Here is a 24,517-nt window from a genome sequence, read left to right on the forward strand (position 1 = left end):
AACCCCAGGGTCAACCCTTTGACCCGATTGCCTTGAATCCGGAGATTGAAGATGACTGACTACCCAAACCCCCCCTTCCCCAAACAACCGCAAGCCGTCCCCGGTTCGCAGCGCATCATGCACCCGGTGCCTGACTGTGGCGAACAGTCCTATAAAGGCTCGGGCCGGTTGCAGGGCAAGATCGCCCTGATTACGGGAGCCGACAGCGGCATCGGCCGTGCGGTGGCCATTGCCTTCGCCCGTGAAGGCGCAGACGTCGCCATTGCTTACCTGAATGAACACGAAGACGCGCAGGAAACTGCGAACTGGGTCGAACAGGCCGGTCGTCAAACTCTGCTGCTGCCCGGCGACATCGCGCACAAAACCCAGTGCCAGGCCTTGGTCGACAAGACGGTCGAGCGGTTCGGGCGCATCGATATTCTGGTCAATAACGCCGCGTTCCAGATGAGCCACGACAGCATCGAGGACATCACGGACGAAGAATGGGTGATGACCTTCGACGTGAACATCACCGCCATGTTCAGGATCTGCAAGGCGGCACTGAAACACATGAAGGCCGGCAGTTCGATCATCAACACCAGTTCGGTGAACTCGGACCTGCCCAAACCCACTCTCCTCGCCTACGCCACCACCAAGGGCGCGATTGCCAATTTCACCGGTGGATTGGCGCAGATGCTCGGGCCGAAAAACATCCGGGTGAACAGCGTGGCGCCGGGGCCGATCTGGACGCCATTGATTGTCTCGACCATGCCCGATGACGAAGTGCAGCATTTTGGTTCAGAGACCCCGCTCGGGCGGCCAGGGCAACCGGTGGAAGTGGCGCCGATTTATGTGTTGCTCGCATCGGATGAGGCCAGTTACATCACCGGCCAACGCTACGGCATCACGGGCGGCAAGCCGATCCTGTGAACCCGACCTGTAGCAGCTGCCGAAACCGGCCCCTGTAGCAGTTGCCGAAGGCTGCTACAGGGCGCGGGTTTCAGCGGAAAAAATGAACCCCCGGCGAATATCCCCCCTCAATAGTGTTAAGCCCCCATCACGGGCCGCTGAGGAGGTCGTCATGTCCGCACCTATCGTGAAACTCTTCACCCAACCGAACTTCGCGTGGACTGATATCCGTCGCGAAGAAGAAGCGCAGCCGCGCCACTATCTCGCTCATTTGCTGCTGCTCGCCTTGATCCCCGCCGTGTGCCTGTTTATCGGGACCACCTATGTCGGCTGGAGCCTGGCCGAGAACGAAACGGTCAAGCTCAGCAGTGCCAGCGCCCTGCAGCTCTGCGTGTTGCTGTACATGACTATTGTTGCCGGCGTCGCGGTGATGGGCGGTTTCATCCGCTGGATGTCGCGCACGTTTGACGCGCGCCCTACCCTCAATCAATGCATCGGGTTTGCCGCGTATACCGTGACGCCGTTCTTCCTGGCAGGCATCGCCGGGCTGTACCCGAGTCGCTGGCTCGCGATTCTGGTGCTAGGCGCCGCGTCGATCTACTCGACGTTCTTGCTGTTTATCGGTTTGCCGACCTTCATGCACGAGCGCAAGGAACAAGGCCTGCTGTATGCCGCCAGCGTGTGGGGCGTGGGCTTGTTGGTTTTAGTGACTATTCTGGTGGAAATGATTCTGGTGTGGTTCAACCTGCTGTCGCCTGAATACCTGCGCGCAACGGTTGGGTGATCGCCTCAATTCCTGTACCGCACCTCCTGCCCGGCGAGTTAAGACATGAGCTTCATTCTATGGGTGGCGGTGCTGGGTGCCGTGCTGTTGACACTGGCGTTGACGTCGTCGTACCTGCGCTGGATGCCGGTGACCACCTCGGCGGTGTGTCTGGTGCTGGGCGTGGCCATCGGACCGGGTGCACTTGGTTTGCTGAAGCTCAACACCAATGACGCCGCTGACTGGATGGAGCACCTGACAGAAGTCGCGGTGCTCTTTTCGTTGTTCGTCTGCGGGCTGAAATTGCGCCTGCCGCTCAAGGACAAGACCTGGCGAATCGCTGTCGGGCTGGCCGGGCCGGTCATGGTCTTGACCATTGGCGGCGTCTGCCTGCTGTTGCACTACGGCTTCGGCGTATCGTGGGGCGCCTCGGTCCTGATCGGCTCGATTTTGGCGCCGACCGACCCGGTTTTGGCTGCCCTCGTACAGGTCAACGATGCACGGGATGACGACCGGGTGCGCTTTGGTCTGTCGGGCGAGGCCGGGCTCAACGATGGCATCGCGTTTCCGTTCGTGATTCTAGGATTGCTGTTGTTGCAACACGACGGCGATCCCGGCTGGCTGGGCCACTGGGCGCTGAACAGTCTGCTCTGGGCCGTCCCTGCCGGTTTACTCACCGGTTATTGGATGGGGCGCGGCATCGGGCGCGTGACGCTGACGCTGCGTATCCAGAATGATGACAGTACGCTGTCGCCGAATGACTACCTCGCCCTTGCATTGATTGCCCTGGCCTATGTCGGGGCCGAAGCTATTCATGCCTATGGATTTCTCTCGGTGTTCGCCGCCGGCCTCGGCTTGCGTCAGGCCGAAGTCAGTACCACGGGCGAATCGCAAGAGCCCGCCGAGCATCTGGTCCAGCCCGTGGTGGGTCATCAGAATGTCGAACCGCAACATGCGATGCGTGGCGACACCGACCATCTGGAGGACGGCCAGGTGGCGGCGGGCATCATGATGAGTGACATGCTCGCCTTCGGCGGCCTCGTGGAGCGGGCCATGGAGGTGTTTCTGGTCACGCTGCTGGGCGTGGTGCTGATTGCCCACTGGGATTGGCGCGCCCTGCCCATCGGTGGCGTGCTGTTTTGCCTGATACGACCGCTGAGTGTGGCCGTCATGCCTTGGGGCCGCTTGCTTGACTGGCGTCAGCGAGCCTTGATCGGCTGGTTCGGCATACGCGGCATCGGCAGTCTTTATTATCTGTTTTATGCGTTGAACCACGGGCTCGGGCAGTCGGTTGCGTCGCTGTGCACTGATCTGACCTTATCGGTGGTCGCGCTGAGTATCCTGATTCACGGCATCACCACCCAGCCGACCCTCGCCCGTTACGAACGCCTGAAAAAACAGATTATTTGATTTTTTCTCTGCATTTCATCTGCGGATTTATCGAATTTTCACCTGCAAAAAATTGAAATCCCTTTTTCTCCCGGCAGTCACATATTCAATCCCGCTGTGTTTGTGTCGCGCGGGCTCCGACAGGTTCGGTTCCACTGTGGCAACGACGCCTATTCAAAGGAACCCTGGAAAAGAAAAAGGTGCCGGTCATGATCGAATGTTCCTCCCCCGATGAAATCAAAGCCTGCCGGGCATTCGCCCTGGAACGTAACCGTCAGATGTTCGAAGAGGCCCAGGACCTGAGCCGATGTGCGTTCGAGATGCTTGATGGCGGCGATCTGGATGTGGAACTGTTTGATCGCTATCGCGCATTACGCCGTAAAGCCGATTTGAAGTTTCAGGAAGCGATTGAGCATTTGCGCCTGCTCAACGAGGACTTCCCGCCGATTCCGCTGTCCGTCAGCAATTCTCATCCTCTGCGCCAGCAACTTGAACACCGAGCCTGAGCGTAAAAGAAGCCCGGCGATTGCCGGGTTTTTTTTTGCCTCCGAAACGACGCGTTGCCCGGGTTGCTCGTGCGGCACTGCGAACTGCATGAGGCAAATGCCGGACTCATGCAGCCTGCACGGGTGAAGTTGCCCATTAGGCGGCTTAACTAATTGATTTAAAAGACGGTTGATTCCAGCCAAAAATCGGCACGACTCCTGCTCTATTCCCTCAAGCGACTATCGGCCACTGAGACCGTGTGCGCTCATCCCCGTGACGACTTGAGAGACTTGACCATGAACGCCATCGATCTGTTGAAAGCTGACCATGAACGTGTAAAAGGCATCTTGAGCCAACTGAGCGAATCCACTGAGCGCGGCGTTAAAAAACGCACGGAGTTGCTGGCCAAGCTTGAGATGGAAATCAGCATTCATACGCGACTTGAGGAAGAAGTCCTGTACCCGGCTTATAAAAAGGCCGGCGGCAAGGAGCAGGACGTGATGTATTACGAAGCCAAGGAAGAGCACCGCACCGTGGACTCGCTGGTGCTACCGGACCTGAAAGTCACCGACCCTTCCACCCCGGAGTTTGCCGGTCGAGTCAAAGTGGTCAAGGAACTGCTGGAACACCACATCGAAGAGGAAGAAACCGAGATGTTCCCGCAGGCGAAAAAACTGCTGGGCAAAGCGACGCTGGACGAACTGGGCGCGCAGATGGAAACGCTGAAGGTTCAGTACAAAAAAGAACTGAGCGACCGTAATCTCGCCGCTTGAACATTCACTTAAACTCGACGCTGTATCGGTGGCGAGGGAGCAAGCTCCCTCGCCACAAGTTACCCGTTGTCACTTCATGGCCTGGGCAATGATTTCAACAAGGTTGAGTTGAGTAAACGGTTTGGACAACCGCGGCAGTTCGACCGCAAAGCCTTCCAGCCGCTCGGCATACCCCGTGGCAAGGACAATCGGCTGGTCCGGCTGCAGGATCCGGATCGCGTGTGCCAGTTGTGCGCCATTCATCAGCGGCATGGCCATGTCGGTAATGACCAGATCGATACCCGGCGTGCTCGCGAACAGCTCCAACGCTTGGGCGCCGGATGTCGCACTGATCACCCGGTGGCCGAGGTCTTCGAGCAACAGGCCGGTGCTGGTCAACACCAGGCTGTCGTCGTCCACGACCAAGACGCACAGCCTGTACTCGGGGGACACTGCCTCGTCATCGGCAACCTCGGGAATGATCGAAGCCGTCGTGGCGGCAGGTATCCACAGTTCGGCTCGAGTGCCACTGCCCACCTGGCTCTTGAGGATAAATCGCCCGCCCAGTTGTTCGAGAAATCCATGAACCATCGACAACCCGAGGCCGGTGCCTTTGCCGACGCCTTTGGTGGTGAAGAAAGGGTCCATTGCCGACGCCAGGGTAACGGCATCCATGCCATCGCCCGTATCGGTGATGCTCATGCAAACATATTGGCCCGGCGCCAGGGCTAGCGCGCAATGTTCGTGAACCTCTTCAGTCTGGGCGCCGATGACGATTTTGCCACCATGGGGCATGGCATCGCGGGCATTGGTGGCAAGGTTGAGCACCGCCAGTTCGAGCTGATTATTGTCCGCCATGACCGGCACCAATCCTGGTGAAAAGCGGGTCTCGAGTTGCACTGACGGGCCGAGAGCGCTGCGCAACAGACCGCTGATTCCCTCGATCAATCCGGGTATTTGAAGTGATTCGGATTTGAGTTCCTGACGTCTGGCGAACGCCAGCATGCGCTGGGTCAGGGAAACACCGCGCAAGGCGCCTTGGGTGGCGTTGTCGATCAGCCGCATGACCTTCGGATCATCAGCGACGCGTTTGCGCACGATCTCAAGGTTGCCAAGGATCACCGTCAACAAGTTGTTGAAGTCGTGGGCAATCCCGCCGCTGAGTTGGCCGATGGCCTGCATTTTTTGCGCCTGGAACAACGCCTCGCGGGTTCGCTCAAGGTCTTGCTGGGCCAGGGTCGCCTCCGTGATATCGCGGGTAATCTTGGCAAAACCCAGCAGCGTGCCGGTATCGCCCCAGATCGGGTCCACCACGACATGAGCGTAAAACCGTGTACCGTCCTTGCGCACGCGCCAGGCCTTGTTTTCGAATCGTCCCTCTCGTATGGCCGTTTCCAATGCCCGTTGCGGTTCACCGGCTTCTCGGTCTTCAGGGGTATAGAACATCGAGAAGTGTTTACCGATGACCTCTTCGGGCCGGTAGCCCTTGATGCGCTGGGCGCCCTGATTCCAGTTGGTCAGGCATCCATCCGGAGCGAGCATATAGATGGCGTAATCAGTGACGCTTTGCACCAGCAACCGGAACTGTTGCTCGCTTTGCTTGAGGGTTTCCTCGGCCATTTTACGGTCGGTGAGATCCCGAGTGATTTTGGCGAACCCCAGCAACTTGCCGGTCGGGTCGAGAATGGGGTCGATCACCACGTGCGACCAGAAATGCGTACCGTCCTTGCGCACCCGCCAGCCCTCGCCTTCGAAACGGCCTTCATCAATGGCCGTGTCCAGTGCGCGCTGGGGCAAACCGGCACGTCGATCTTCTTCGGTATAGAACCGCGAGAAGTGCTGGCCGAGAATCTCCGCTTCCTCGTAGCCTTTGAAACGCCGGGCGCCGGAGTTCCAGCTGGTGATGATGCCATCGGGATCGATCATGTAGATCGCGTAGTCCACCACAGCATCAATCAGCAGGCGAAAACGCATCTCCTCGATGGAGTTGGTTTTGGACGGCACATCACTCATCGATCACACTCGCGACTATCGTTTTTATGGAGTATGCGGCAAACCATGGGTTTGGAAAGCCACAACTCGCTTGTTCAGTGGAGTACAGGCTGCAGACCACCTATGCTCGACGCCAACGGCCATTTCCGGCAGATAAAAGGCGCCTCCATGATCCTGATGTTATTGCCGACCTGCGACTACGACCCGACCGAGAGCAGCGTGCCCTGGCAAGCGATGCGCAGCGCCGGGATCGAGGTACGTTTTGCCACACCGCAGGGGTTGCCTGCCTACGCCGATTCGCGCCTGGTGGAGATTGGCTTTGGTCCGCTCAACCCGTTGCTGATGACACGCAAGCCCGACCTTGCCAGCTACAGGCAAATGACCGAAGACGCATCATTTCGTAAACCGCTGTCCTATGACGCTGTGGACCCGAGCAAGTTCGACGGGTTGTTGATTCCTGGTGGCCATGCCAAGGGCATGCGCAGCTTGCTGGAATCTGCTCAGGCACAGCGGATCGCCCTGCACTTTTTTTACGCAGACAAACCGGTGGCCGCAGTGTGTCACGGTGTTCTGCTGCTGGCCCGCACCCTCTACCCCGAAACTGGATTATCTGTACTTCGGGGTCGCAAGGTTACCGCGTTGCTAGCCAACACCATGGAGCTGCCTGCCTGGGCAATGACCGCGCCCTGGCTTGGTCGTTATTACCGAACTTACCCGCAGACGGTCGAGGCGCAAGTCACTGCCGCCCTTTCCAGCCCCGCAGATTTCCTGCGGGGCCCCTTTCTCGCCGTACGTGATTCGGCGGACCAGCCACGACGAGGTTTTGTCGTCAGCGATGGCCAGTTATTGACCGCTCGCTGGCCGGGAGACTGTCATCGCTTTGCCGCCGAATGGGTACGGCTTATCGGTACACGTATTTGACGATGTAGGCATACAGGTCGTTGTAAACGAAGTCAGGCACCAGTGTGGCGTGTGCCTGGGTTTTGAGTAATGCCAGGTGGCATTCCTTCAGCATCTCGTCACGCTCCCTCTTGGTGTAGACGTGGTTATTGATGATGTCGGCATAGGTGCTGTACGCGGTCGGAGCCGTTGGAGGGGTTACCTCGGTCGCGTCTTTGGTATAAGTCTTCTGGAAGCGCGACACCCGCTCTTTCAACCCGCCGAGGCCGCGTTCATACACCGTGATCTGTGAGCCGCTCACCGCTTTGGAAGCGGTTTCAAAAGCCAGGATGATCGCCTGTGCATTACTCATGCTGGCGTCGAGGGAGGCGAGCGTGACGAACCTTTCCAGTTCCTTTTTTTCCAGGCTGCTCAGCGCTCTTTTGATGCTCGACACGTGAGCGAACGCTTGAATGCATCCAACGATATGTGTCTCGAACTGATAACCGGCGGCGGTTGCCAAGGGAGGAAAAGTGGCGAAGTCGAGGCTGTCGTACGCGCATTCCATGATGATGTTGTATTTGAGGGTGAAGGCTTCAGTGAAAATCTTACCGCTGACCTCCCGGAGAAAAGCTTCCGTATGCTTATACGCATGCAGGACGCCACGCTTGATCATCTCGGCGTATTGGGGGTGTTTTTCTCGATACTCGGGCAAATAAAGGCGAACAAAATGCTCATAGCGCTTTGAAGGCAGAAGGTTTTTTTCCAGTAGATAGGTTTTGCCCGAGCCTTGCAAACCGGCAACGATCAGGACTTTGGGCGTCGCCTGGGCAGTGATGCCGCGAAACAACGTCGCTTTGATCTCATTGAAGGCGGCAGTGACCTGCTCCTGGGTGTAAACGTATTGCGGCGTTAGTGACATACCTTGATTTCCTTATCAAAGAATCGCTTGGAAGTGATGACCTGCCCTTTCAATAAAGCGCCGATTGGGCGTTTGTTCAAATCGGTGTGTCTTTCAAGATATATCACTGTTTTTTAAAAGGAATATTCCTACTCGATAGCGCGAAAATGCGTCGGTTCAACCGACCACCAACGTGGGAACAGCTGTTTAACCTTGCTCTCGCCAAACCGGTCATCAATAAGCATCACCACCCCCTGATCCTGCTGGGTGCGGATCACCCGTCCTGCCGCCTGCACCACTTTTTGTACGCCTGGAAACAGGTAGGTGTAGTCATAACCGGCACCAAAAATGGCGGTCATGCGGTGTTTAATCTGTTCGTTGATCGGGTTGAATTGCGCCAGGCCCAGTGTGGCGATGAACGCGCCGATCAACCGTGCGCCCGGCAAATCGATACCCTCACCAAATGCACCGCCCAACACCGCAAAGCCGACACCCTGACTGTGCGCGGTGAACTGGTCGAGAAAGTCCTGGCGCTGCGCTTCACCCATTCCCCGGGATTGCGACCACAGCGTGATATGCGGATGACGCTCGGCCAGTAACTGCAAGACTTGCTGCAAATAGTCGAAGCTGCTGAAAAACGCCAGGTAGTTGCCGGGGCGCTGGCCAAACTGTCGGGCGATGAGTTCGACAATCGGCTCAAGCGACGCCTGCCGATGAACGAAGCGTGTGGAGATCTGGCTGACGATGTGCACCTGCAACTGGTCGGCATGGAACGGTGATTCCACGTCGATCCATACCGTGTTCGCCGGGGTGCCCAGCAAATCGCTGTAGTAATGTCGCGGGCTCAGTGTCGCCGAAAACAGCACTGTGCTGCGCGCAGCGGTCAGGCGTGGACGGATGAAACCGGCCGGCACGACGTTGCGCAGGCACAGTTGCGACAACGGACGCTGGCGGTCGAGGTCGCGTTTGCTGATGTCGAACAGGAATTGTTCATCAAAAAGTTCGGCGACCCGACAAAACTGCAGCATCTCGAAGTAGAAACTTTGCAGCGTGCTGTCCAGTCCCTGCGGGTGATCGTTGAGGTAGTCGCCAATGCTCGCGTTGCATGTAAACAAAGCCTGGAGCAGTTTTTCCGGTGCCTTGTCGTACGCCTGATACGCACCGGGTTGCTGGTTATGCAGGGCATTCCATTCCCGGTTGACCCGCTGCAAGGATTTTTTCAGTACTTCAGGCGCGGTTTTGCGCACGCCGTTGAGGGTCGACTGGTCGAGACTGGCGCTGTACATCTGCCGGCCGCGCTCCACCAGATTGTGGGCCTCGTCGACCAGCACCGCGACCGTCCAGTTGTTGGCTTGGGCGAGACCGAACAGCAACGCACTGAAATCGAAGTAATAGTTGTAGTCTGCGACCACCACGTCTGCCCAACGGGCCATTTCCTGGCTCAGATAATAAGGGCAGATCTCATGGGCCAGCGCCACCTCGCGCAAGGCCGCCTGATTCAACAGGCTCAATTGGCTGGCAGCTTGGCGAGCGGCGGGTAATCGATCATAGAACCCTCGCGCCAACGGGCAGGATTCGCCGTGGCAGGCTTTGTCCGGGTGCTCGCAGGCTTTGTCCCGGGCGATCATCTCCAACACTCGAAGCGGCGGTGCACCGGTGCTTTGCAGGATCACCTGCGCCGCATCCAGCGCGAGCTTGCGTCCCGGCGTCTTGGCGGTGAGAAAGAACACCTTGTCGAGTTTTTGCGGCGCCAGAGCCTTGAGCATCGGGAACAGCGTGCCCACGGTTTTACCAATGCCGGTCGGTGCCTGCGCCATCAGGCAGCGCCCGGTACTGACGGCTTTGAACACGGATTCGGCCAGGTGACGCTGACCCGGACGAAAGCCCGCATGGGGAAACGCCAATTGTTGCGCGGCCTGATTGCGCACATCGCGATGGGCCATTTCCTGCTCGGCCCAGTGCAGAAACAGCGCGCAATGTTGTTCGAAGAACGGCTGCAGTTGCGCCGCGCTGAACGCCTCGACCAGACAGGTTTCCTTTTCGCTGACGATGTCGAAATACACCAGCGCCAGGTTGATCTGCGCCAGGTCCAGCTTGCGACACATCAACCAGCCATAGATCTTGGCCTGCGCCCAGTGCAGCTGTCGGTGGTTGGCCGGTTGTTTGCTCAGGTCGCCACGATAGGTTTTGACTTCTTCCAGGCAGTTTTGAGCTGGATCATAACCGTCCGCCCTGCCCTTCACGCTCAAGGTTTTGTACGTACCTTCCAGGGCCACTTCGCTTTGATATCCGTCACTGCGCCGGGACGCGACCGTGCGGTGCCCGACGATGCCTTCCAGCGCCGTCGGTGACGGGGTGAAACGCAAGTCCAGGTCGCCGACCTTGGCGGTGAATTCACACAGGGCCCGGACCGCGATGCTATAGCTCAAGCGCTCTGCTCCGCCCATTGCACGTAGCAGACCGCGATGGGCATCTGATGCTCATGACAGAATTCCAGCCAGCGCAATTGGTTGTCTTGCAGGCGGTCGCCCGGGCCTTTGACTTCGATCATGCGGTAGGTTTTTTGCTGCGGCCAGAACTGGATCAGGTCGGGCATGCCGGCACGGTTGGCCTTGATGTCCAGCAGCAGGCGATTGAACCAGTGCTTCAGATGTTCTGCCGGCAGACAATCGAGCGCCTGATCCAGCAACGTTTCGTTCAGGATGCCCCAAAACACGAACGGTGACTGCACGCCCCACTTGGCGGCATAACGTTCGCGAATCGTCTGCCGGTAACGAGCGTCATCGAGTTCGGCCAGGCATGCCTCGAACAGCTCGGCACGGCGCGCGCAAAAGTCTTCATTCAACAGGTCAACCGGCCCACGCTGGAACGGATGAAAGAACGCCCCCGGCAGCGGCGCGAAAATGGCCGGCCAGCACAACAACCCAAACAGCGAATTGATCAGGCTGTTCTCGACGTAATGCACCGGTGCCTGTTCTTCCTCCAGATGCGCCTGTACGTAATATTCCACCGACAGCGCCAGATCGGTTCTGGGCAACTGCAGATCCAGCCGTTGCATGGGCCGCGGGGCGGCTCGCTTGAGCGCCGGACCGCCGAGTTTGCGACGCAGTCTGGGCAGTACACGCAGTAAATGCTGATGCTCGGTGGCACTTTCCGGCAACTGCTGTGCGTGGTTCGCCAGGTCCAGGGCGAGCTGGTACTCACCGCAGCGCTCCAGCACACGAATCATCCGCACCCGAGCGCCGGGATAGGCGCAATCGCGGTAGATTGTCAGCGCGCTGGAGAAATCGGCAATACGCTCGCAGTGCTGACCGATCTGGAACAGCAACTTGCCACGTCGACGCTGCAACCACGGGTTGCCGAGTATCAGCCCGTTGACCTGCTCGACGATGGCTGCCAGCGGCTCACCCGCTTCGAAATGCTGCTGGCACTGATGGAGGAACAGACAGGCGTCCACGTCGTCACGGCTGCGCAAACCCCGGGATTCGGCGCTGAATTCAACTTTTTCGTAGGTAAAGATGCCAAGGTCGGCCAGCACGAACTCGGACCAGTCCTGATAGAGGTTGCCGAAAAACATCAGTCGGAGCCGGTCACACAGGTCCATGATGGTCAGGGTGAACAGCCGGTCATCCAGTGCCGGGCACCATTGGGCAAAGCTTTTTGGTTCTGGAAACAGCTCGCTTAACAGCGGCAGCCAGTCACTTTTTTTGCCTTTGGGCTGATCAATCGCAGCGCCAAGGCAGTGAACAATCTCGGCCTTGAGCAGCACGTCGAACAACTCCCCGATGTGCAACGGCGACTCATCAGAGATCCAGCCTGCCGCCAGCAACGGTTCGGCCGCGCTGACGATGTCACCGATTTCGGCATAACTCAGTTTGCCGGCCCTGAAATGCACACCCTTACGCATCACCATCCTGACCAGCAGCCCCCGCGACGCCTTGGGTAGCCGAGTGAAATCACCGATGAACGCTTGCTCTTCTACACTTAATACATCGGCATAACGATGTTCAAGCCAGTCAAGCACTTGCATGAAGTTGTTGAGGTAATAGAACGGGTCATCGAGGGGATTTGCAGTCACAAGGAAAAGCGCCATGGCAAGCGAGTACTGGTTATGCGTACAGATAACAGCTACCCACCGTGTGGTGCAAACGGAAAAAGATAAGCGGCGGCGTTATTCGGTCATTTTCGGGCGGGCATCGAACTTTCTGCCAATCGATGGCACCAACCGGCATAGAGGTTTTTTTCAGCATTGTGAGAGGTGGACATGAACATCAAAGCCCTGGGTTTTCCGCTGGCCGCAGCGGCCTTGTTGGTGCTGGCCGGTTGCTCGACGCCAACGGTGGTAACCCTGCAGAACGGCACCCAGTATTTGACCAAGGACATGCCGAAAACCAAGACCAAGGACGGCTTCTACGAATTCGAGGATATTTCCGGGGCGAAAATCAAGGTCAATGCCAAGGATGTGGCGACGGTTCGCGAGGAAGACTGAGGACCCAGTTATCGTTCTTCGCGAGCAGGCTCACTCCTACAGGGGTTTTGTGCCGTTCACAAATCCCTTGCAGGAGTGAGCCTGCTCGCGATGAGGCCCTTACCGGCGCCCCAAAAGCATCAGGCAATCACAATCCCTGTCCCAGCCAGACTGTCCAGCCCAACCCCCACCAACGTCACCGAATCCCCACCAAACGTCAGCACCGTGTCATGCCCCACCGCCGTGGCGTGCGCCCTAAAGTCATCATTGGCCACCACGCCCTGAACGCCGAGAAACACCAGTTTGTCGTTCGCCTGATAACCCACGACCCGATCCTGGCCAAACGAACCACTGAACAGGAACGTATCGACCCCGCCGCCCGACTCCATCACGTCATTCCCTGCGCCGCCAACAAACACATCGTTGCCCTTGCCGCCGATCAAATGGTCATTACCGTCCAGACCAAACAGCCAGTCGCCCGTCGCCTGCGCCTTGAGCGTATCCGCCCCGCCACCGCCCTTCACCGATGAGGCGTACGCGGTCAAATGGTTACCGACCGCCAGGCCATTGGCCGTCACGCTGTGCGTCACGTCATCCTTGAACAGCCCCCAGAGAAATCCCGGTTCCTTGCTGACAATGCTGCCGATGTCACGGGTAATGCTGATGCCGCCATTGGCGTCGCGAAGGTACAGCGTGCCGGCGCCGTCATGGGCAAATTCGACGGCTTTCACAGACTGCTGCAAGTCCAGGACATTGTTGCCCTTGCCACCCAACAGGATGTTGTAGCCGCCGCCATCACGGAACGTGTCGTTACCGTCGCGCCCCTCCAGGTAGTCGTTGCCGTTGCCGCCCTGAATCAGGTCGTTGGCGTCGCTGCCGATGATGAACGTGCTGCCCTTGTGGGTTTCAGCGTTGCGATTGAGGTCTTGCACCCAAGTGTTGGCCCGTGCCGGGTCGGACAGGTTGGCCACGACGATCGTCGAGTCCTTGCTGGTGAGGTCGTAGAACTTCGATTCAATTACCCGGTTCATGCCGTCGCCGTAAGCGGTGGGCAGATGTGAGATCCAGGTCGGAATGTTGAGGATGGAATACGGCAGTACATTCCACGCCGTCGACGCGTAGTGATCGTTGAAGCTGACGATGTTATCGGTGGCCGACTCTTTGGGCGCATCGTGAACCCCCACCGACGACAGGTTGAACGATGAACCATCGAGCGCACGAAACACCGGATCGTTTTCATAGCCGACGTTGAGCACGTTGTCGGTGGCGCTTTGGGTGGGTGATGCGTAGGCGATGTAGTTGGAGTCCTTGAAGAACCCGCCCCAGGTGTCCGTGCTCAAGTCCGCCAGGCTGTTGACCGCCAACCCGCCGAGGCTATGGCCGCTGACCAGGACGTCTTTTCCCGACAAGCCATTGGCCTGGGCAAACGCCACAACGTCGCCGAGCAGGTTGCCGAACGCTTCGCCGACGTAATTTTTCGCGTAATCCTTGGGACCCAACGCTGCCAGCAGATCGTTGATCACGTCGCCAATGGAATCGCCGATCAGGGTTTCCCGTGGGCCGCTGGTGCCGCGAAAGGCGATGCCGATTTCGGTCAGGTGCCCCTGGGCATCGTACTTGCCGAGGATCTCGACTTGCGCCGTGTTGTAGCCGGCTTTTTCACCGAAGAAGGTTCCGTGCGCATCGACCTTGCCGTCATAGCCCAGTTGGGAGGCGGTGATGGGTGTCCAGCCGGCTTTTTGCACGGCATCCAGTGCGGCTTTTTCCGAATCGGGGTTCCAGGGGATGCCGGGAATGACGCCCTGGGAATTGGTGCCGCCGAGCAGCGCGGTGACCAATGTCGCGGGCAAGCCCAGGCCAAAACCGTTGTGCTGATACCCGGTGGCAAAGCCGTTGTCGAGGTTGTGATAGGAATACAGCGTGATTGCCATGGCGTCAGTAAACAACGCTTTGGAGTCCGCAGTACTGAAGTTTTTGTAGTCGTACACACCCATTGGTATTGCCTCTCTTTTGTTGGAATTGTCAGAGATGGCTCACAACCAGGACGCCTCGATCACGAAGCGCCCCGGAGCCTTTAGTGCATGATCAGAACCGCCAGTCCAGCGTCAGGCCTACACCGTGGTCTTTCTCGTTGGAACCGATCAGACCGTTGTAATCCAGGCTCACGCGAACATCCTGCGCCACCGCCAAACCGGCGCGGGCACCGATCACGGCGGCGTTGCGGTCCAGCGACACGCTTTGCACGCTGAACGCAGTATTGCCATTGACGAACGCCAAGTGATCTTCGGACTGGGTACTGCTCAAGTTGTGCTGCCAGCCCAGGGTGCCGGACAGTTCCAGCTGTTGTTTGTCCGACAGGGCAATCGCTTTGCTCGCCCGCAGGCCCAGGGTTGAAAGCACCGCATCACGGTTGTCTTCACCGCCCTTCAGGGCGGCGGCATCGCCTTTTTCGGTGAAGCTGTCGCTGTTCAAGTGCACGTAAGCCAGGTTGGCGAACGGCTCCAGCGCCAACGGTTGCACGTCGAGGCGATAGGCCGCTTCGGTGAACAATTGCGCCGTGGTCGCATCGCGTTTGGATTTCTGTTTGCCGCTGACGTCGCCGAATTGCAGGTCACGTTTGACGTCGATGCGATGCCAGCTGTAAGCACCGCCAACGCTCAAGCGCAGGGCGTCGATTTCATGGCCCAGATACGCGCCCAAGTGATAGCTGTCGACCGAGGCCGACGAATGCGTGCCATCACCCATGCTCAACGAGCTGTCGCTGTAACCGGTGACAAAACCCAGTCGCGTGTGGTCAGCGATCAGACCATCAACCCCCGCCAGCAAACCGCCGATGGAGCTGTTGGAACTGGCGTTGTCGTGCCCGCCATCGCTCTTGCCCCAGGCGCCGAGGACTTTGAGCCAGGCGTTGCTGCGGTCATCGGTGGGTGCGGCGGCGTTGAACAGGTCCCGCTCACGCAGGCGTTCGCCGACGGCATCGCGCAGGTAACGGCTGTCGTTGATCAGCAGCGTGCCAATGGCCGGATGAATCTCGCCAGACAGTTGCTGGAAGGCCTGCTGGGCCACGGCGGCGGTGGGTGACAGCAGCAAGGTTTCGTACAGCGCATTGCCGGCGCCAAGTTGCTCGGCAGCCGCGGCGACCGCGCGTTGGTTCGGTGTCTGGCCAGCGCTGCTGAACGAAGTGGCGTTGCGTACTACCGACAGTTGAATGCCATTGGCCGAGTAATCAAGGGTGCCCCCGAGGAACAGGTAGTTCGGCACCACCGCGCCGAAACGCCCTTCGATCCCGCCGGCCGCCTGCAGAATGGTGTATTGATGGCCGAGCAGGGATTTCACTTCGCGGGTAGTCAATAATGTCGGGCTGTTTTCCAGGGACAGGCTGACTGTGGCGTTGTCGATGACGGCTTTGCCACTGGCGACGATCTCGTCACTGCTCGTCGGCGACAACTCCACGGCGTACGTCGAGCCGCGCTCGAAGGTCACGTCGCCCGCCACTTGCAAGGTCCCGATAGAGTTGCCGGGCGCCACAGTGCCGCCGCTTCTGGCGATCAACCCGCCGATGCGACCGTTACCGCCGAGAATGCCGCTGTCATTGACGGTGACCGTCGAAGCCAGCGAACCGTTGATGGCCAACCGGCCCTGATTGACCAGCGTCGGGCCAGCGTAGGTATTGGCGCCGGTCAGGACCAGCGTGCCGATGCCCTGCTTGGTCAGGCCGCCATGGCCGGAAATGTCGTTACGCCAGACGTCGAGTCCGCAGTGCACGTCCGTGCACACACGTTCGGTCGGTTTGCCGGCGTCGATGATCGCGCCGATGCCCGGCAAATCGGCCACAAACTGGCTGGAGCCGTAGGCGCCCTGAATGCGAAATTCCTCGGGAATGTCCTGCTCGGTGACAAACATCCCCGGGCCATCAATGCCTTTGCGCAGATTGATCATGCCCCAACCGTACAACGCGTCGACACCCGGTGCCCCGAGGTCAGTGGCCGTGGTGCGCAGAACACTGGCGACCTGCGCACCGGTCATGTACGGGAAGCGTTCCATCAGCACCGCCATGGAGCCTGCAACATGCGGCGCGGCCATCGAGGTGCCGTTGTAATTGGCGTAACCGGTGGTGAGGTTATCTGCGTTGGTGCCGCCGATGATCGAGCTGTAGATTTTGCTGCCGGGCGCCGACACGCAAAAACTGGCGGTGTAGCCGCAGCGCGACGAAAACGTACTGATGTTGTAGAGGTCCGGGCTGGTGAGGTCCGGGTTCTTCTGCAACGCCGCGACGGTCACCCAGTTCGGCGCGATCTGCGGTATGAAATAGCCGAGGCCGGCGATGGCGTCCGGGTTATTCAGGTTGTAGTCGTTGCCGGCGGCGAAGATCGTGACGATGCCGCTGCGGGCGGCGGCGATCGCACCGTCGTAGGCACCGCCCGGTTTGGTTCCGAGCAGTGGCTGGATCTCGTTGAACTGCAACTGCGCATCCTGCACGGTGAAGTGCGGGTACGCCGGATCGCGTCCGCCGAGGTCGAAGCGATCGGTAATGCCGATGCCCCAGCTGTTGTTGATGATCCGCGCGCCGCTGGCGATCAGGGCATCCCAACCTGCCTTGTACACCGCACCGTCGTTGCCACGAATAATGCCGTCCTCCGGGCCCGGGTCGCCGTTATCGGCGCTGATGATTTGCGCGTTGTACGCCACGCCGTGCATCGGCCCGCCATCGCGGCTGCCGGCAGCGATCCCGCCGACGTGGGTGCCGTGGGAGCCGAGCTTGCCGTCGTAGCCCACCGTGGGGGCGCCGTCATAGCGAAACGCATCCCCGGCTTTGACCGGGATGTACGGATCGGTGTATTCACGGATGCCGCTGGTGATCAGGGTGACGACTTTATTGGCGCCGGAGAACTCCGGGTGCTGGGCGTAGACCGGTTGGTCGAAGATCCCCAGTTTCACGCCTTTGCCGCTGTAACCGGCGGCGTAGGCATCCTGTGCGTTGATCGCGCCTACGCCCCAATCGGCGTTGAATTCGGCGCTGCGCCAGCTGTTGGGGTCGCCAGCGCGTCCGCTTTCCACGTAAGGCGCGGCGTGCGCCTGACCGAGTGCGGCCAGTGCGCAGAGCACGGCCAGTGTGTTGTGCTTGTTATTCATCCAGCTACCGTCCTTAGTTGTGTTGCCAAAATCCCTTTTTGCCTCGAAAGGCGCCTGCAAATTCACACGTCCCGTGTCGCAGCCGAACGCAGCCTTCGGCAGCTGCTACAGATCCATCATTGAGTCTTTGGGCCCTGGCCGAACGCTTCGTCTACCTTGGCAAGGTCCTGCTCGCTCAAGGTTCCGGCGTAGTAGTGCAATTTGGTCCAGGCCATCAAGTAGTCATAGCGTGCCTGCGCCAGATCGCGGCGGGTGGTAAATAGTTGTTGTTCTGCATTCAAAGCATCCAGGTTGACGCGTTCGCCGCCCAGAATGCTTTGCTTGGTCGAGACCACCAGCGCTTCGGCAGACACCAACGCCTTTTGATAGGCGCGCAATTTGTTCACGCCCGACAGGCAGGCGCTGAACTGTCGGCGCAGCTCGATCATGGTTTCGCGGGTCTTGCCGTCCAGTTCGTACTCGGCCTGTTCCATGGTGCGGCTGGCCTGACGGGTGGACGCCGACACCCCGCCACCGGCATACAGCGGCACGTTGACTTCGATGCCGATGGTGTTGGTGTCGTAACGTTGGTTGTAAGTGTTGCCGCTTTCCGATTCGTTCTGGCGCACCGAGGCGTAGGCACTGACTTTCGGCAGATGCCCGGCGCGATTGCGTTCAACTTCGTAACGCGCGACGTCCACCGCATGGCGCTGGGAGGCCAGGTTCGGGTTATTGGCCACGGCCATTTCGTGCCAGGTGTCGTAATTGGCCGGTTGCAGGCTGAAGGTCTGGAAATTCTGGTCCAGCGGCGCCAGGTCGGCGATGTCGATCGTCGGTACACCGATCAACGCGCCCAGTTCACGCAAGGACGCGTCCTGTTCGTTGCGGGCCTCGATCTCCTCGGCGGTCGCCAGTTCGTAACGGGACTCGGACTCAAGTGTATCGGTGCGCGTGCCCTCGCCTTGGCGGAACATCTGCTCGTTCTGCTGGAACTGCTGCTCGAAGGCTTTCTTCTTCGCCAGCGCAATGTCGATCTGATCCTGAGCGAACAGCGCCTTGGTGTAGTTCTCCAGCACCCGCACCAACAACTCCTGGCTCTTGCCGCGAAAGGCTTCATCGGCAAACAACGACTGCGCCACGCCTTTGCGGTACGCCGCGTAGGCTTCGTAATCGATCAGAGGCTGTTGCAGGGTCAGGGTCGAGCCGTAACTGCTGTAGTTGCGGTCATCGGTCTGGTTTTGCCCGCGGTCATTGAGGTAGGTGGCCTTGGACGAGTTGCGCCCCTTGTTGTAGTTGTATCCCAGCTTTGGCAGCAAGCCGGCACGGCCAATGAGGCGGTTTTCCAGGCCGGCATCGCGTTCCTTGAGCGCGCCGAGGAACACCGGATCATTGCGCAACGCTTGCTCGTAAATGTCGAACGGCCCCATGGCCATCACACTGTTGCACGTCAGCAACGCCAGGGTCGCTGCGAGCAGGGAAAGCTTATTCATACAGCCGAACATCCTTATTCCTCGGTCAACGCGGAGCCTGCCCGGTCGAGCAGCGGTTTGAACAGATAGTTGAGGAGTGAACGTTCACCGGTGCGCACGAACATTTCCGCCGGCATGCCGGGCTTGATCACCAGGCCATTGAGCTTTTCCATCGCCTGATCGCTGACGCTGCTGCGCAGCACGTAGTACGGCGCGCCGGTTTTTTCGTCGACCATCTGGTCGGCGGAAATCAGGCTGACTTCACCGGGCACTCGCGGTGTGCGGCTCTGATTGAAGGCGGTGAACAGGATATCCACGGGCAAATGGGTGCCGACTTTGTCGATCAGGTTGATCGGCAGGTGCCCTTCGACTTCCAGCCGAGTGCCCTGCGGAACGATTTCCAGCAAGGTATCGCCCTGACGCACCACGGCGCCTTCGGTGTGCACCCCGAGGTTGACCGCAATGCCATCAGCCGTGGCGACGATCTCGCTGTGTTGCAGGTTGAACCCGGCGGAGGTCAGTTGCTCTTTGAGGGTCACGCTCTTGAGTTGCGCGTCAGCCAGTTGGGTGCGGACTTCTTTCTGATATTCCTCGATGTGCTGTTGCAGCTTGAGCTTCGCTTCGAGGATGCCCTGCTCCACCCGACCGCTTTCACCGGTGTTCTCGGCCAGTTGCTGCTGCACTTGCGACAGCTGACGCTGGTATTCCATCAAGCGGTTGCGCGGAATGTAGCCGTTGTCCGCCAAGGGCTGAAGGTTACTCAGTTGTTGTTGCAGCGAGTTGGCTTGGGCCGTCAGGTCGGTGCGCGCACGACGCATGCCGGCCAATTGCGCGCTGGCGCCTTCCATGTTGGCGCGCAACGCACCCTGCTCGCGGAAAAACGCCTCGCGGCGGCTGCTGAACAATTGCCGCTGGCCTTCGAGCACCAGCGCCAGTCGCGGGTCGGCATCCTTGCTCAGCTCGGCCGGGAAATTCACTTGCTTGAGGTTATCCCGTTCACTTTCCCAGCGCGCAACGCTGGCCCAGGCCATGCGGTACTGCGCCTGCAGCGAATCGACGTCGGCCGCGACCTGGGTCTGGTCGAGCTGGAACAGCGGCTGCCCCAACGTCACCACTTGACCCTCGCGCACCAGGATCCGGCTGACCACACCGGGGCTCATCGATTGCACGGCTTTGCGCTTGCCCGACACCACGACCGTGCCCTGCACCGGTATACCTTGATCGAGCGGCGCGAGGCTGGCCCAGGTGAAGAAGCTGCCAGCGCCGACGATGGCCAGTATCCAGCCCATGCGCGCGAAGAATCGCGCATCACGCTCGGGCCGTTCGGCGATGTAATCGTGTTCCATCAGGGCTTCGCTTTCAGTGTTCATGCGTGCGCTGCTCATACACCCGAATTCCTTGTCGTGGGCTGATACTGTCGACTCATGCTGAGCCCGCCCGGCGCCTGCGCGGCTTTTTCACGGTGTTGTTCCTGAGCGCCGGACAGTGCCTTGAGCACGTCCTGGCTCGGGCCGAAGGCCTGCAAGCGTCCTTCGTTGAGCACCAGCAATTTGTCGGCCTGGGCCAAGGCCGAGGACCGATGGGTCACCAGAATCACGCTGGTGCCCTGGGCTTTCAGGTGCGCGATGGCGCTGGCCAACGCAGCTTCGCCCACGGTGTCGAGGTTGGAATTGGGTTCGTCCAGCACCACCAGGCTCGGGTTGCCGTACAACGCACGGGCCAGTGCCACGCGTTGTTTCTGGCCACCGGACAAGCCGCTGCCGTCTTCGCCGAGCAGCGTGTCGTAGCCTTGCGGCAAGCGCAGGATCAATTCATGCACGCCGGCCTGTTGCGCAGCCTCGACGACTTTCTGCGGATCAGTTTCGCGAAACCGGGCGATGTTTTCGGCAATGCTGCCGCTGAACAATTCGATGTCTTGTGGCAAGTAGCCGATGTAGGGCCCGAGGTCGTCGCGGTTCCAGCGATGAATGTCCGCGCCGTCGAGCCGAACTGTGCCGCCGAGGGTTGGCCAGACGCCGACGAGTACCCGGGCCAGTGTCGACTTGCCTGAGCCGGAGGCACCGAGCACGCCCATCACCTCCCCGGCACCGAGGTTGAAGTTGACCATGTGCAGCGTCGCCGCACGTTGCCCCGGAGGGCCGGCGCTGACCTGTTCGAAAGTGATCTGCCCTTTCGGTGCCGGCAGCGCCATGGCTTCGTCAGACGGTGGAAAGGCTTGCAGCAACGCATCCAGGCGACGGTAGGCCAGCTTCGCGCCACTCCACTGTTTCCAGACCGCAATCAACTGATCGATGGGACTCAGGACGCGGCCCATCAGGATCGAACCGGCGATCATCATCCCGGCAGTCATCTCGCCCTTGATCACCAGCAACGCACCCAGCCCCAGTACCAGGGATTGCAAGCACAGACGCAAGGTTTTGCTCAGGGAACTGATAACCGCGCCGGTGTCACTGGCCTGATTCTGCAAACTGAGAAAGCGCGAATGCACTTGAAACCAGCGTTTGCGCAACACGCCGAGCATGCCCATCGCCTGGATGGTCTCGGCATTGTGCAAGTGGCTGGTGGCCAACTGGCTGGACTTCTGGGAAAAACCGGCGGCTTCGCCCAAGGGCTTTTTGGTCATCGTTTCGTTGAGGAAAGCGAGGCCGATCAGGACCACAGCCCCCACCGTCGCGAAGACACCCAGCCAGACATTGAACAGGTAGATCACGAACAGATAGACCGGAAACCACGGCGCGTCGAAGAAGGCAAACAGCGCGGGTCCGGTGACGAATTGGCGGATGTGCGTCAGGTCCCCCAAGGATTGCCCGGCATTGCCCTCGCCTTTGAACAGGTTGCGCTCGAACGCGGCTTGATACACCCGCAGGTTGAAGCGTCGTTCCAGTTGGCTGCCGATGCGGATCACGATGAAGCTGCGCACGATCTCAAGCAGGCCGATGAAGGCAAAGAAGCCGACCACCATCAGCGACAACATGGCCAAGGTCGTTTCGTTCTGCGAAGACAACACACGGTCATAGACTTGCAGCATATAAATCGACGGGACCAGCATCAGTACGTTGATCAATGCGGTAAAACAACCGACGCTGATCAAGATGCTTTTATAGTCGCCCAGTGCCTTGAATAACGGAGCGGTGGCTGGGGCCTTAGCCATCTTCATTGATTTTTCCCGAGGTGAAATTCCCCGTCCTGATCTGACGAGGTTTAATTAACTGTGTGTGCGCGGTTCGAGACATTTTTTGTCGGTAATCGCTTACAAATTAACAACCCACTTCCATGCTCGCTAAAGAGTTGGCGTATTGTTTTGCTACTTATAACTACAACAGCGGGCTCTCTATTTAAATTTGCACGGTCCGCCCACTAATTGCTCTTACGCGCAGCGCGCTCAAGCGTAATGATCAGACCGGACTTCAAATTGCCTTGATAAAGCCCATCATGCTGTCGGCTGAAAAAGAAAATTCTTGAGCCTTCCTTGCCGGTGATCGCAATCCCGTCCGGTTCTGTGAACCAGCCAATGGCCGACACTTGCAGCCAGGCCCCAAGGCACTCGGCGCCCTCGGCCAGGGTCTGGTTGGGTTGAAGGTCAATCAGGCAAACGTTCGACGGTTTGTCCTGCACAGTGCGGGGCTCGGACGCATCCTCTTTGGTCATCAAGGTGGCTCGCCAATGTCCGGCGAGTTCAGAGGGGTCCGCTAATTTCAGGCTGCTTGCCATGGCTACATCTCCAAGAAACATCATCAGCGTCGCCAATAGCCACGCGGTCATTCTGTAGGTAAAGGCGTCAGGGGCCATAGGATCTGTCACTCCGGCGCGTAGCCTTACGCAGTGCGCGCATCGATGCAAGGACAGAGCGCGGCGCAACGTGCACCGCGCTCCTTTTCAGCCTTGAATCAGGCCACGATGTCCGAGAACGCCGCCTGGCCTACGGTGCTGACGAGGAAATCCGCCACACCATGCCCTGAGAAGTCCACCGACAGCAGGCTGTTCCCGCCCGAGTTAGTCAGCACGGCATCACCGACCGCCCCCGTGAACGAACTCACGAAGTGCAGGCCCGCGCCTTTGGTAATACCGGTCAGGTCGATCTTGTCCAGGCCACTGACAAAGTCGAGGATCTGATCGGCAACACCTGGCTTGGAGTCACTGCTGGCGGCGAACACAAACGTGTCCGAACCGGCACCCCCCCACAGTTTGTCCGCACCGCCGGCACCGTAGAGGATGTCGTTGCCGGCACCGCCCTTCAGCTCGTTGGATACGCCATTACCGATCAACAGGTCGTTGCCCGAACCGCCGATTGCGTTCTCGATGATCGCGCCCTTGGCAATGGAGACGTTGCCCACCAGGCCGCCAACGTCGGAGAACGAGGCCTCATTGAGGTTGATTTTCTGGTTTTGGGTGAAGCCGGAGAAATCCAGAGTGTCCTTGCCGCCCGCGTCCCACACCGAAAACACGACCTTGTCCGACGACGAAGACGCGCTCAGGAAGTCGCGACCGGCGTTGGAGTTGAAGCCGTAGGTAGTGTCGCCAGTACGGGTGGTGGTGTTGGCCCCGTAGAGTTTCTGAATGGCAGCAATGTCGTCCATCAGCGGGCCGGACGAATACGCCTCGACACCGCCCTTGCTGAAGTTCTGGTTGGTATTGCTTTCGCTCCAGTAGCTCATGACGCTGTAACCGCGGGTGTCTTGCCCGTAGGTGGCGTCGTTGTAAGTCGGCGCGCCTTCACCGGCGTTGTAGTCGCCAGGGTGGGCCAGGCCCAGGGTGTGACCGATTTCGTGGGTCAGGGTTTGACGACCATAGTTGTTCAGGTCCGGCGTCTTGTTCGGCGTATAGCTGCTGTTGGTCAGGTACCAGGAGGTCCCGTCGTAACCCGCGCCCGTGCCCGGCAGATAAGCAAATGCCGCAGCGCCGTCCTGGCCACCGCTGTAGTTGCCGAAGGTCATGTGCCCGTCGCCGCCCGTGGCCTTCTCGGCGAAGGTGACGTTGGCGACATCGGCCCAGGATTGCATGGCGAGCACCGCCTGGGCTTTTTGCTGAGCACTGAACTGACTGAAACCGGTAATCCCGTGCTTGTTCATGGTGCTCGACGACGCCGAGGTCAGGAACGTATAGGTCAGTTCGATTTTGCCGCTGCCATCCTTGTCCTGGTAGGCAGCACCGTCGCGCAGCAATTGGGTCGCTGCCTGGTCGACGGAATAGGAGGGTTTGCCATTGACCGTGAGATTGCCGCCGCGGTCATACTGATGGCTGAAGCTGTCGATCTGGCTGAAAGCAGAACTCGGTGCTGCCAATGCATGCGAGGGGGCAAAGGCCAGTTCAGCAAGATCAATAGCGTTGTTTTTTACTTTCGACATAAACACACTTCCTTGTTTGGCTATGGAACAGTTTTTTCAGATAGCGACAATCTCTGGCGAGATCGTCCTATCA

18 protein-coding genes are annotated in these 24,517 nt (G+C 59.2%); 7 read left to right on the forward strand and 11 right to left on the reverse strand.

What is annotated here, in order from left to right; translation table 11 throughout:
- Positions 1–51: 51 nt before the first annotated feature.
- The 5 genes from AB4N43_RS02750 (at position 52) to AB4N43_RS02770 (ending at position 4,299) form a co-directional block, all read left to right on the forward strand.
- Positions 52–909 carry an SDR family oxidoreductase gene (locus AB4N43_RS02750; RefSeq protein ID WP_460153093.1) on the forward strand — a complete coding sequence of 286 codons (858 nt, stop codon included), beginning with the start codon at positions 52–54 and terminating at the stop codon, positions 907–909.
- 151 nt (positions 910–1,060) lie between these two features.
- Positions 1,061–1,672, forward strand: a complete 612-nt coding sequence (locus AB4N43_RS02755) for a Yip1 family protein (RefSeq protein ID WP_460153095.1) — start codon at positions 1,061–1,063, stop codon at positions 1,670–1,672.
- Positions 1,673–1,717: 45 nt separating this feature from the next.
- Positions 1,718–3,061 carry a cation:proton antiporter gene (locus AB4N43_RS02760; protein ID WP_410921540.1) on the forward strand — a complete coding sequence of 448 codons (1,344 nt, stop codon included), beginning with the start codon at positions 1,718–1,720 and terminating at the stop codon, positions 3,059–3,061.
- Positions 3,062–3,249: 188 nt separating this feature from the next.
- Entirely contained in the window at positions 3,250–3,546 is a 297-nt protein-coding gene (locus AB4N43_RS02765) for a hypothetical protein (protein WP_059182974.1), read from the forward strand.
- A 276-nt stretch (positions 3,547–3,822) separates the two neighbouring features.
- A complete protein-coding gene (locus tag AB4N43_RS02770; RefSeq protein ID WP_027923201.1) occupies positions 3,823–4,299 on the forward strand; it encodes a hemerythrin domain-containing protein in 477 nt (158 codons plus the stop codon).
- 69 nt (positions 4,300–4,368) lie between these two features.
- On the opposite strand, the gene AB4N43_RS02775 is transcribed toward AB4N43_RS02770, so the two are convergent.
- Positions 4,369–6,291 carry a hybrid sensor histidine kinase/response regulator gene (locus AB4N43_RS02775; protein ID WP_027923202.1) on the reverse strand — a complete coding sequence of 641 codons (1,923 nt, stop codon included), beginning with the start codon at positions 6,289–6,291 and terminating at the stop codon, positions 4,369–4,371.
- 147 nt (positions 6,292–6,438) lie between these two features.
- Between AB4N43_RS02775 and AB4N43_RS02780 the strand changes: the two genes are divergently transcribed.
- Positions 6,439–7,191, forward strand: a complete 753-nt coding sequence (locus AB4N43_RS02780) for a DJ-1/PfpI family protein (protein WP_410921714.1) — start codon at positions 6,439–6,441, stop codon at positions 7,189–7,191.
- Here AB4N43_RS02780 and AB4N43_RS02785 read toward each other — a convergent pair.
- The 3 genes from AB4N43_RS02785 to AB4N43_RS02795 all read right to left on the reverse strand — a co-directional run bounded on the left by AB4N43_RS02785 (position 7,172) and on the right by AB4N43_RS02795 (position 12,143).
- Positions 7,172–8,071: a zeta toxin family protein gene (locus AB4N43_RS02785; RefSeq protein ID WP_460153098.1), complete on the reverse strand. Its 900-nt coding sequence runs from the start codon at positions 8,069–8,071 to the stop codon at positions 7,172–7,174. The two genes, AB4N43_RS02780 and AB4N43_RS02785, sit on opposite strands and share 20 nt — an antisense overlap.
- Positions 8,072–8,199: 128 nt before the next feature.
- Positions 8,200–10,479, reverse strand: coding sequence for an ATP-dependent DNA helicase (locus AB4N43_RS02790; RefSeq protein WP_059183097.1), 2,280 nt, complete (start codon positions 10,477–10,479; stop codon positions 8,200–8,202).
- Complete coding sequence (locus tag AB4N43_RS02795; protein WP_460153100.1) at positions 10,476–12,143, reverse strand: VRR-NUC domain-containing protein; 1,668 nt, start codon at positions 12,141–12,143, stop codon at positions 10,476–10,478. The genes AB4N43_RS02790 and AB4N43_RS02795 overlap by 4 nt, the downstream gene beginning before the upstream one ends.
- 171 nt (positions 12,144–12,314) lie before the next feature.
- Here AB4N43_RS02795 and AB4N43_RS02800 point away from each other — a divergent pair, with 171 nt between their 5' ends.
- A complete protein-coding gene (locus AB4N43_RS02800; RefSeq protein ID WP_059182977.1) occupies positions 12,315–12,539 on the forward strand; it encodes a YgdI/YgdR family lipoprotein in 225 nt (74 codons plus the stop codon).
- 119 nt (positions 12,540–12,658) lie between these two features.
- Here AB4N43_RS02800 and AB4N43_RS02805 read toward each other — a convergent pair whose 3' ends face one another.
- From AB4N43_RS02805 to AB4N43_RS02835, 7 genes are all read right to left on the reverse strand, one after another.
- On the reverse strand, positions 12,659–14,512 hold the full coding sequence (locus tag AB4N43_RS02805; RefSeq protein ID WP_027923208.1) for a polyurethane esterase: 1,854 nt from the start codon (positions 14,510–14,512) through the stop codon (positions 12,659–12,661).
- A gap of 91 nt (positions 14,513–14,603) precedes the next feature.
- Complete coding sequence (locus AB4N43_RS02810) at positions 14,604–17,651, reverse strand: autotransporter domain-containing protein (RefSeq protein WP_460153102.1); 3,048 nt, start codon at positions 17,649–17,651, stop codon at positions 14,604–14,606.
- A 116-nt stretch (positions 17,652–17,767) separates the two neighbouring features.
- Positions 17,768–19,132 (reverse strand): TolC family outer membrane protein, encoded by a 1,365-nt coding sequence (locus AB4N43_RS02815; protein ID WP_027923210.1) that lies wholly within the window; start codon positions 19,130–19,132, stop codon positions 17,768–17,770.
- Positions 19,133–19,134: 2 nt separating this feature from the next.
- Complete coding sequence (locus AB4N43_RS02820) at positions 19,135–20,484, reverse strand: HlyD family type I secretion periplasmic adaptor subunit (protein ID WP_194940024.1); 1,350 nt, start codon at positions 20,482–20,484, stop codon at positions 19,135–19,137.
- Complete coding sequence (locus tag AB4N43_RS02825) at positions 20,481–22,256, reverse strand: type I secretion system permease/ATPase (RefSeq protein ID WP_027923212.1); 1,776 nt, start codon at positions 22,254–22,256, stop codon at positions 20,481–20,483. Before AB4N43_RS02825 ends, AB4N43_RS02820 begins: the two co-directional genes overlap by 4 nt.
- Before the next feature lie 200 nt (positions 22,257–22,456).
- Complete coding sequence (locus tag AB4N43_RS02830; RefSeq protein WP_059182981.1) at positions 22,457–22,888, reverse strand: AprI/Inh family metalloprotease inhibitor; 432 nt, start codon at positions 22,886–22,888, stop codon at positions 22,457–22,459.
- Positions 22,889–22,986: 98 nt separating this feature from the next.
- Positions 22,987–24,444, reverse strand: a complete 1,458-nt coding sequence (locus tag AB4N43_RS02835) for a serralysin family metalloprotease (RefSeq protein WP_059182982.1) — start codon at positions 24,442–24,444, stop codon at positions 22,987–22,989.
- Between the last annotated feature and the right edge of the window lie 73 nt (positions 24,445–24,517).

The sequence above is a fragment of the Pseudomonas sp. S2_B07 genome, from assembly GCF_054668435.1.

Coding starts and splice junctions, on each gene's coding strand:
- AB4N43_RS02750 (WP_460153093.1), top strand. CDS start 52: ATGACTGACTACCCAAACCCCCCCTTCCCCAAACAACCGCAAGCCGTC.
- AB4N43_RS02755 (WP_460153095.1), top strand. CDS start 1,061: ATGTCCGCACCTATCGTGAAACTCTTCACCCAACCGAACTTCGCGTGG.
- AB4N43_RS02760 (WP_410921540.1), top strand. CDS start 1,718: ATGAGCTTCATTCTATGGGTGGCGGTGCTGGGTGCCGTGCTGTTGACA.
- AB4N43_RS02765 (WP_059182974.1), top strand. CDS start 3,250: ATGATCGAATGTTCCTCCCCCGATGAAATCAAAGCCTGCCGGGCATTC.
- AB4N43_RS02770 (WP_027923201.1), top strand. CDS start 3,823: ATGAACGCCATCGATCTGTTGAAAGCTGACCATGAACGTGTAAAAGGC.
- AB4N43_RS02775 (WP_027923202.1), bottom strand. CDS start 6,291: ATGAGTGATGTGCCGTCCAAAACCAACTCCATCGAGGAGATGCGTTTT.
- AB4N43_RS02780 (WP_410921714.1), top strand. CDS start 6,439: ATGATCCTGATGTTATTGCCGACCTGCGACTACGACCCGACCGAGAGC.
- AB4N43_RS02785 (WP_460153098.1), bottom strand. CDS start 8,071: ATGTCACTAACGCCGCAATACGTTTACACCCAGGAGCAGGTCACTGCC.
- AB4N43_RS02795 (WP_460153100.1), bottom strand. CDS start 12,143: ATGGCGCTTTTCCTTGTGACTGCAAATCCCCTCGATGACCCGTTCTAT.
- AB4N43_RS02800 (WP_059182977.1), top strand. CDS start 12,315: ATGAACATCAAAGCCCTGGGTTTTCCGCTGGCCGCAGCGGCCTTGTTG.
- AB4N43_RS02805 (WP_027923208.1), bottom strand. CDS start 14,512: ATGGGTGTGTACGACTACAAAAACTTCAGTACTGCGGACTCCAAAGCG.
- AB4N43_RS02810 (WP_460153102.1), bottom strand. CDS start 17,651: ATGAATAACAAGCACAACACACTGGCCGTGCTCTGCGCACTGGCCGCA.
- AB4N43_RS02815 (WP_027923210.1), bottom strand. CDS start 19,132: ATGTTCGGCTGTATGAATAAGCTTTCCCTGCTCGCAGCGACCCTGGCG.
- AB4N43_RS02820 (WP_194940024.1), bottom strand. CDS start 20,484: ATGAGCAGCGCACGCATGAACACTGAAAGCGAAGCCCTGATGGAACAC.
- AB4N43_RS02825 (WP_027923212.1), bottom strand. CDS start 22,256: ATGAAGATGGCTAAGGCCCCAGCCACCGCTCCGTTATTCAAGGCACTG.
- AB4N43_RS02830 (WP_059182981.1), bottom strand. CDS start 22,888: ATGGCCCCTGACGCCTTTACCTACAGAATGACCGCGTGGCTATTGGCG.
- AB4N43_RS02835 (WP_059182982.1), bottom strand. CDS start 24,444: ATGTCGAAAGTAAAAAACAACGCTATTGATCTTGCTGAACTGGCCTTT.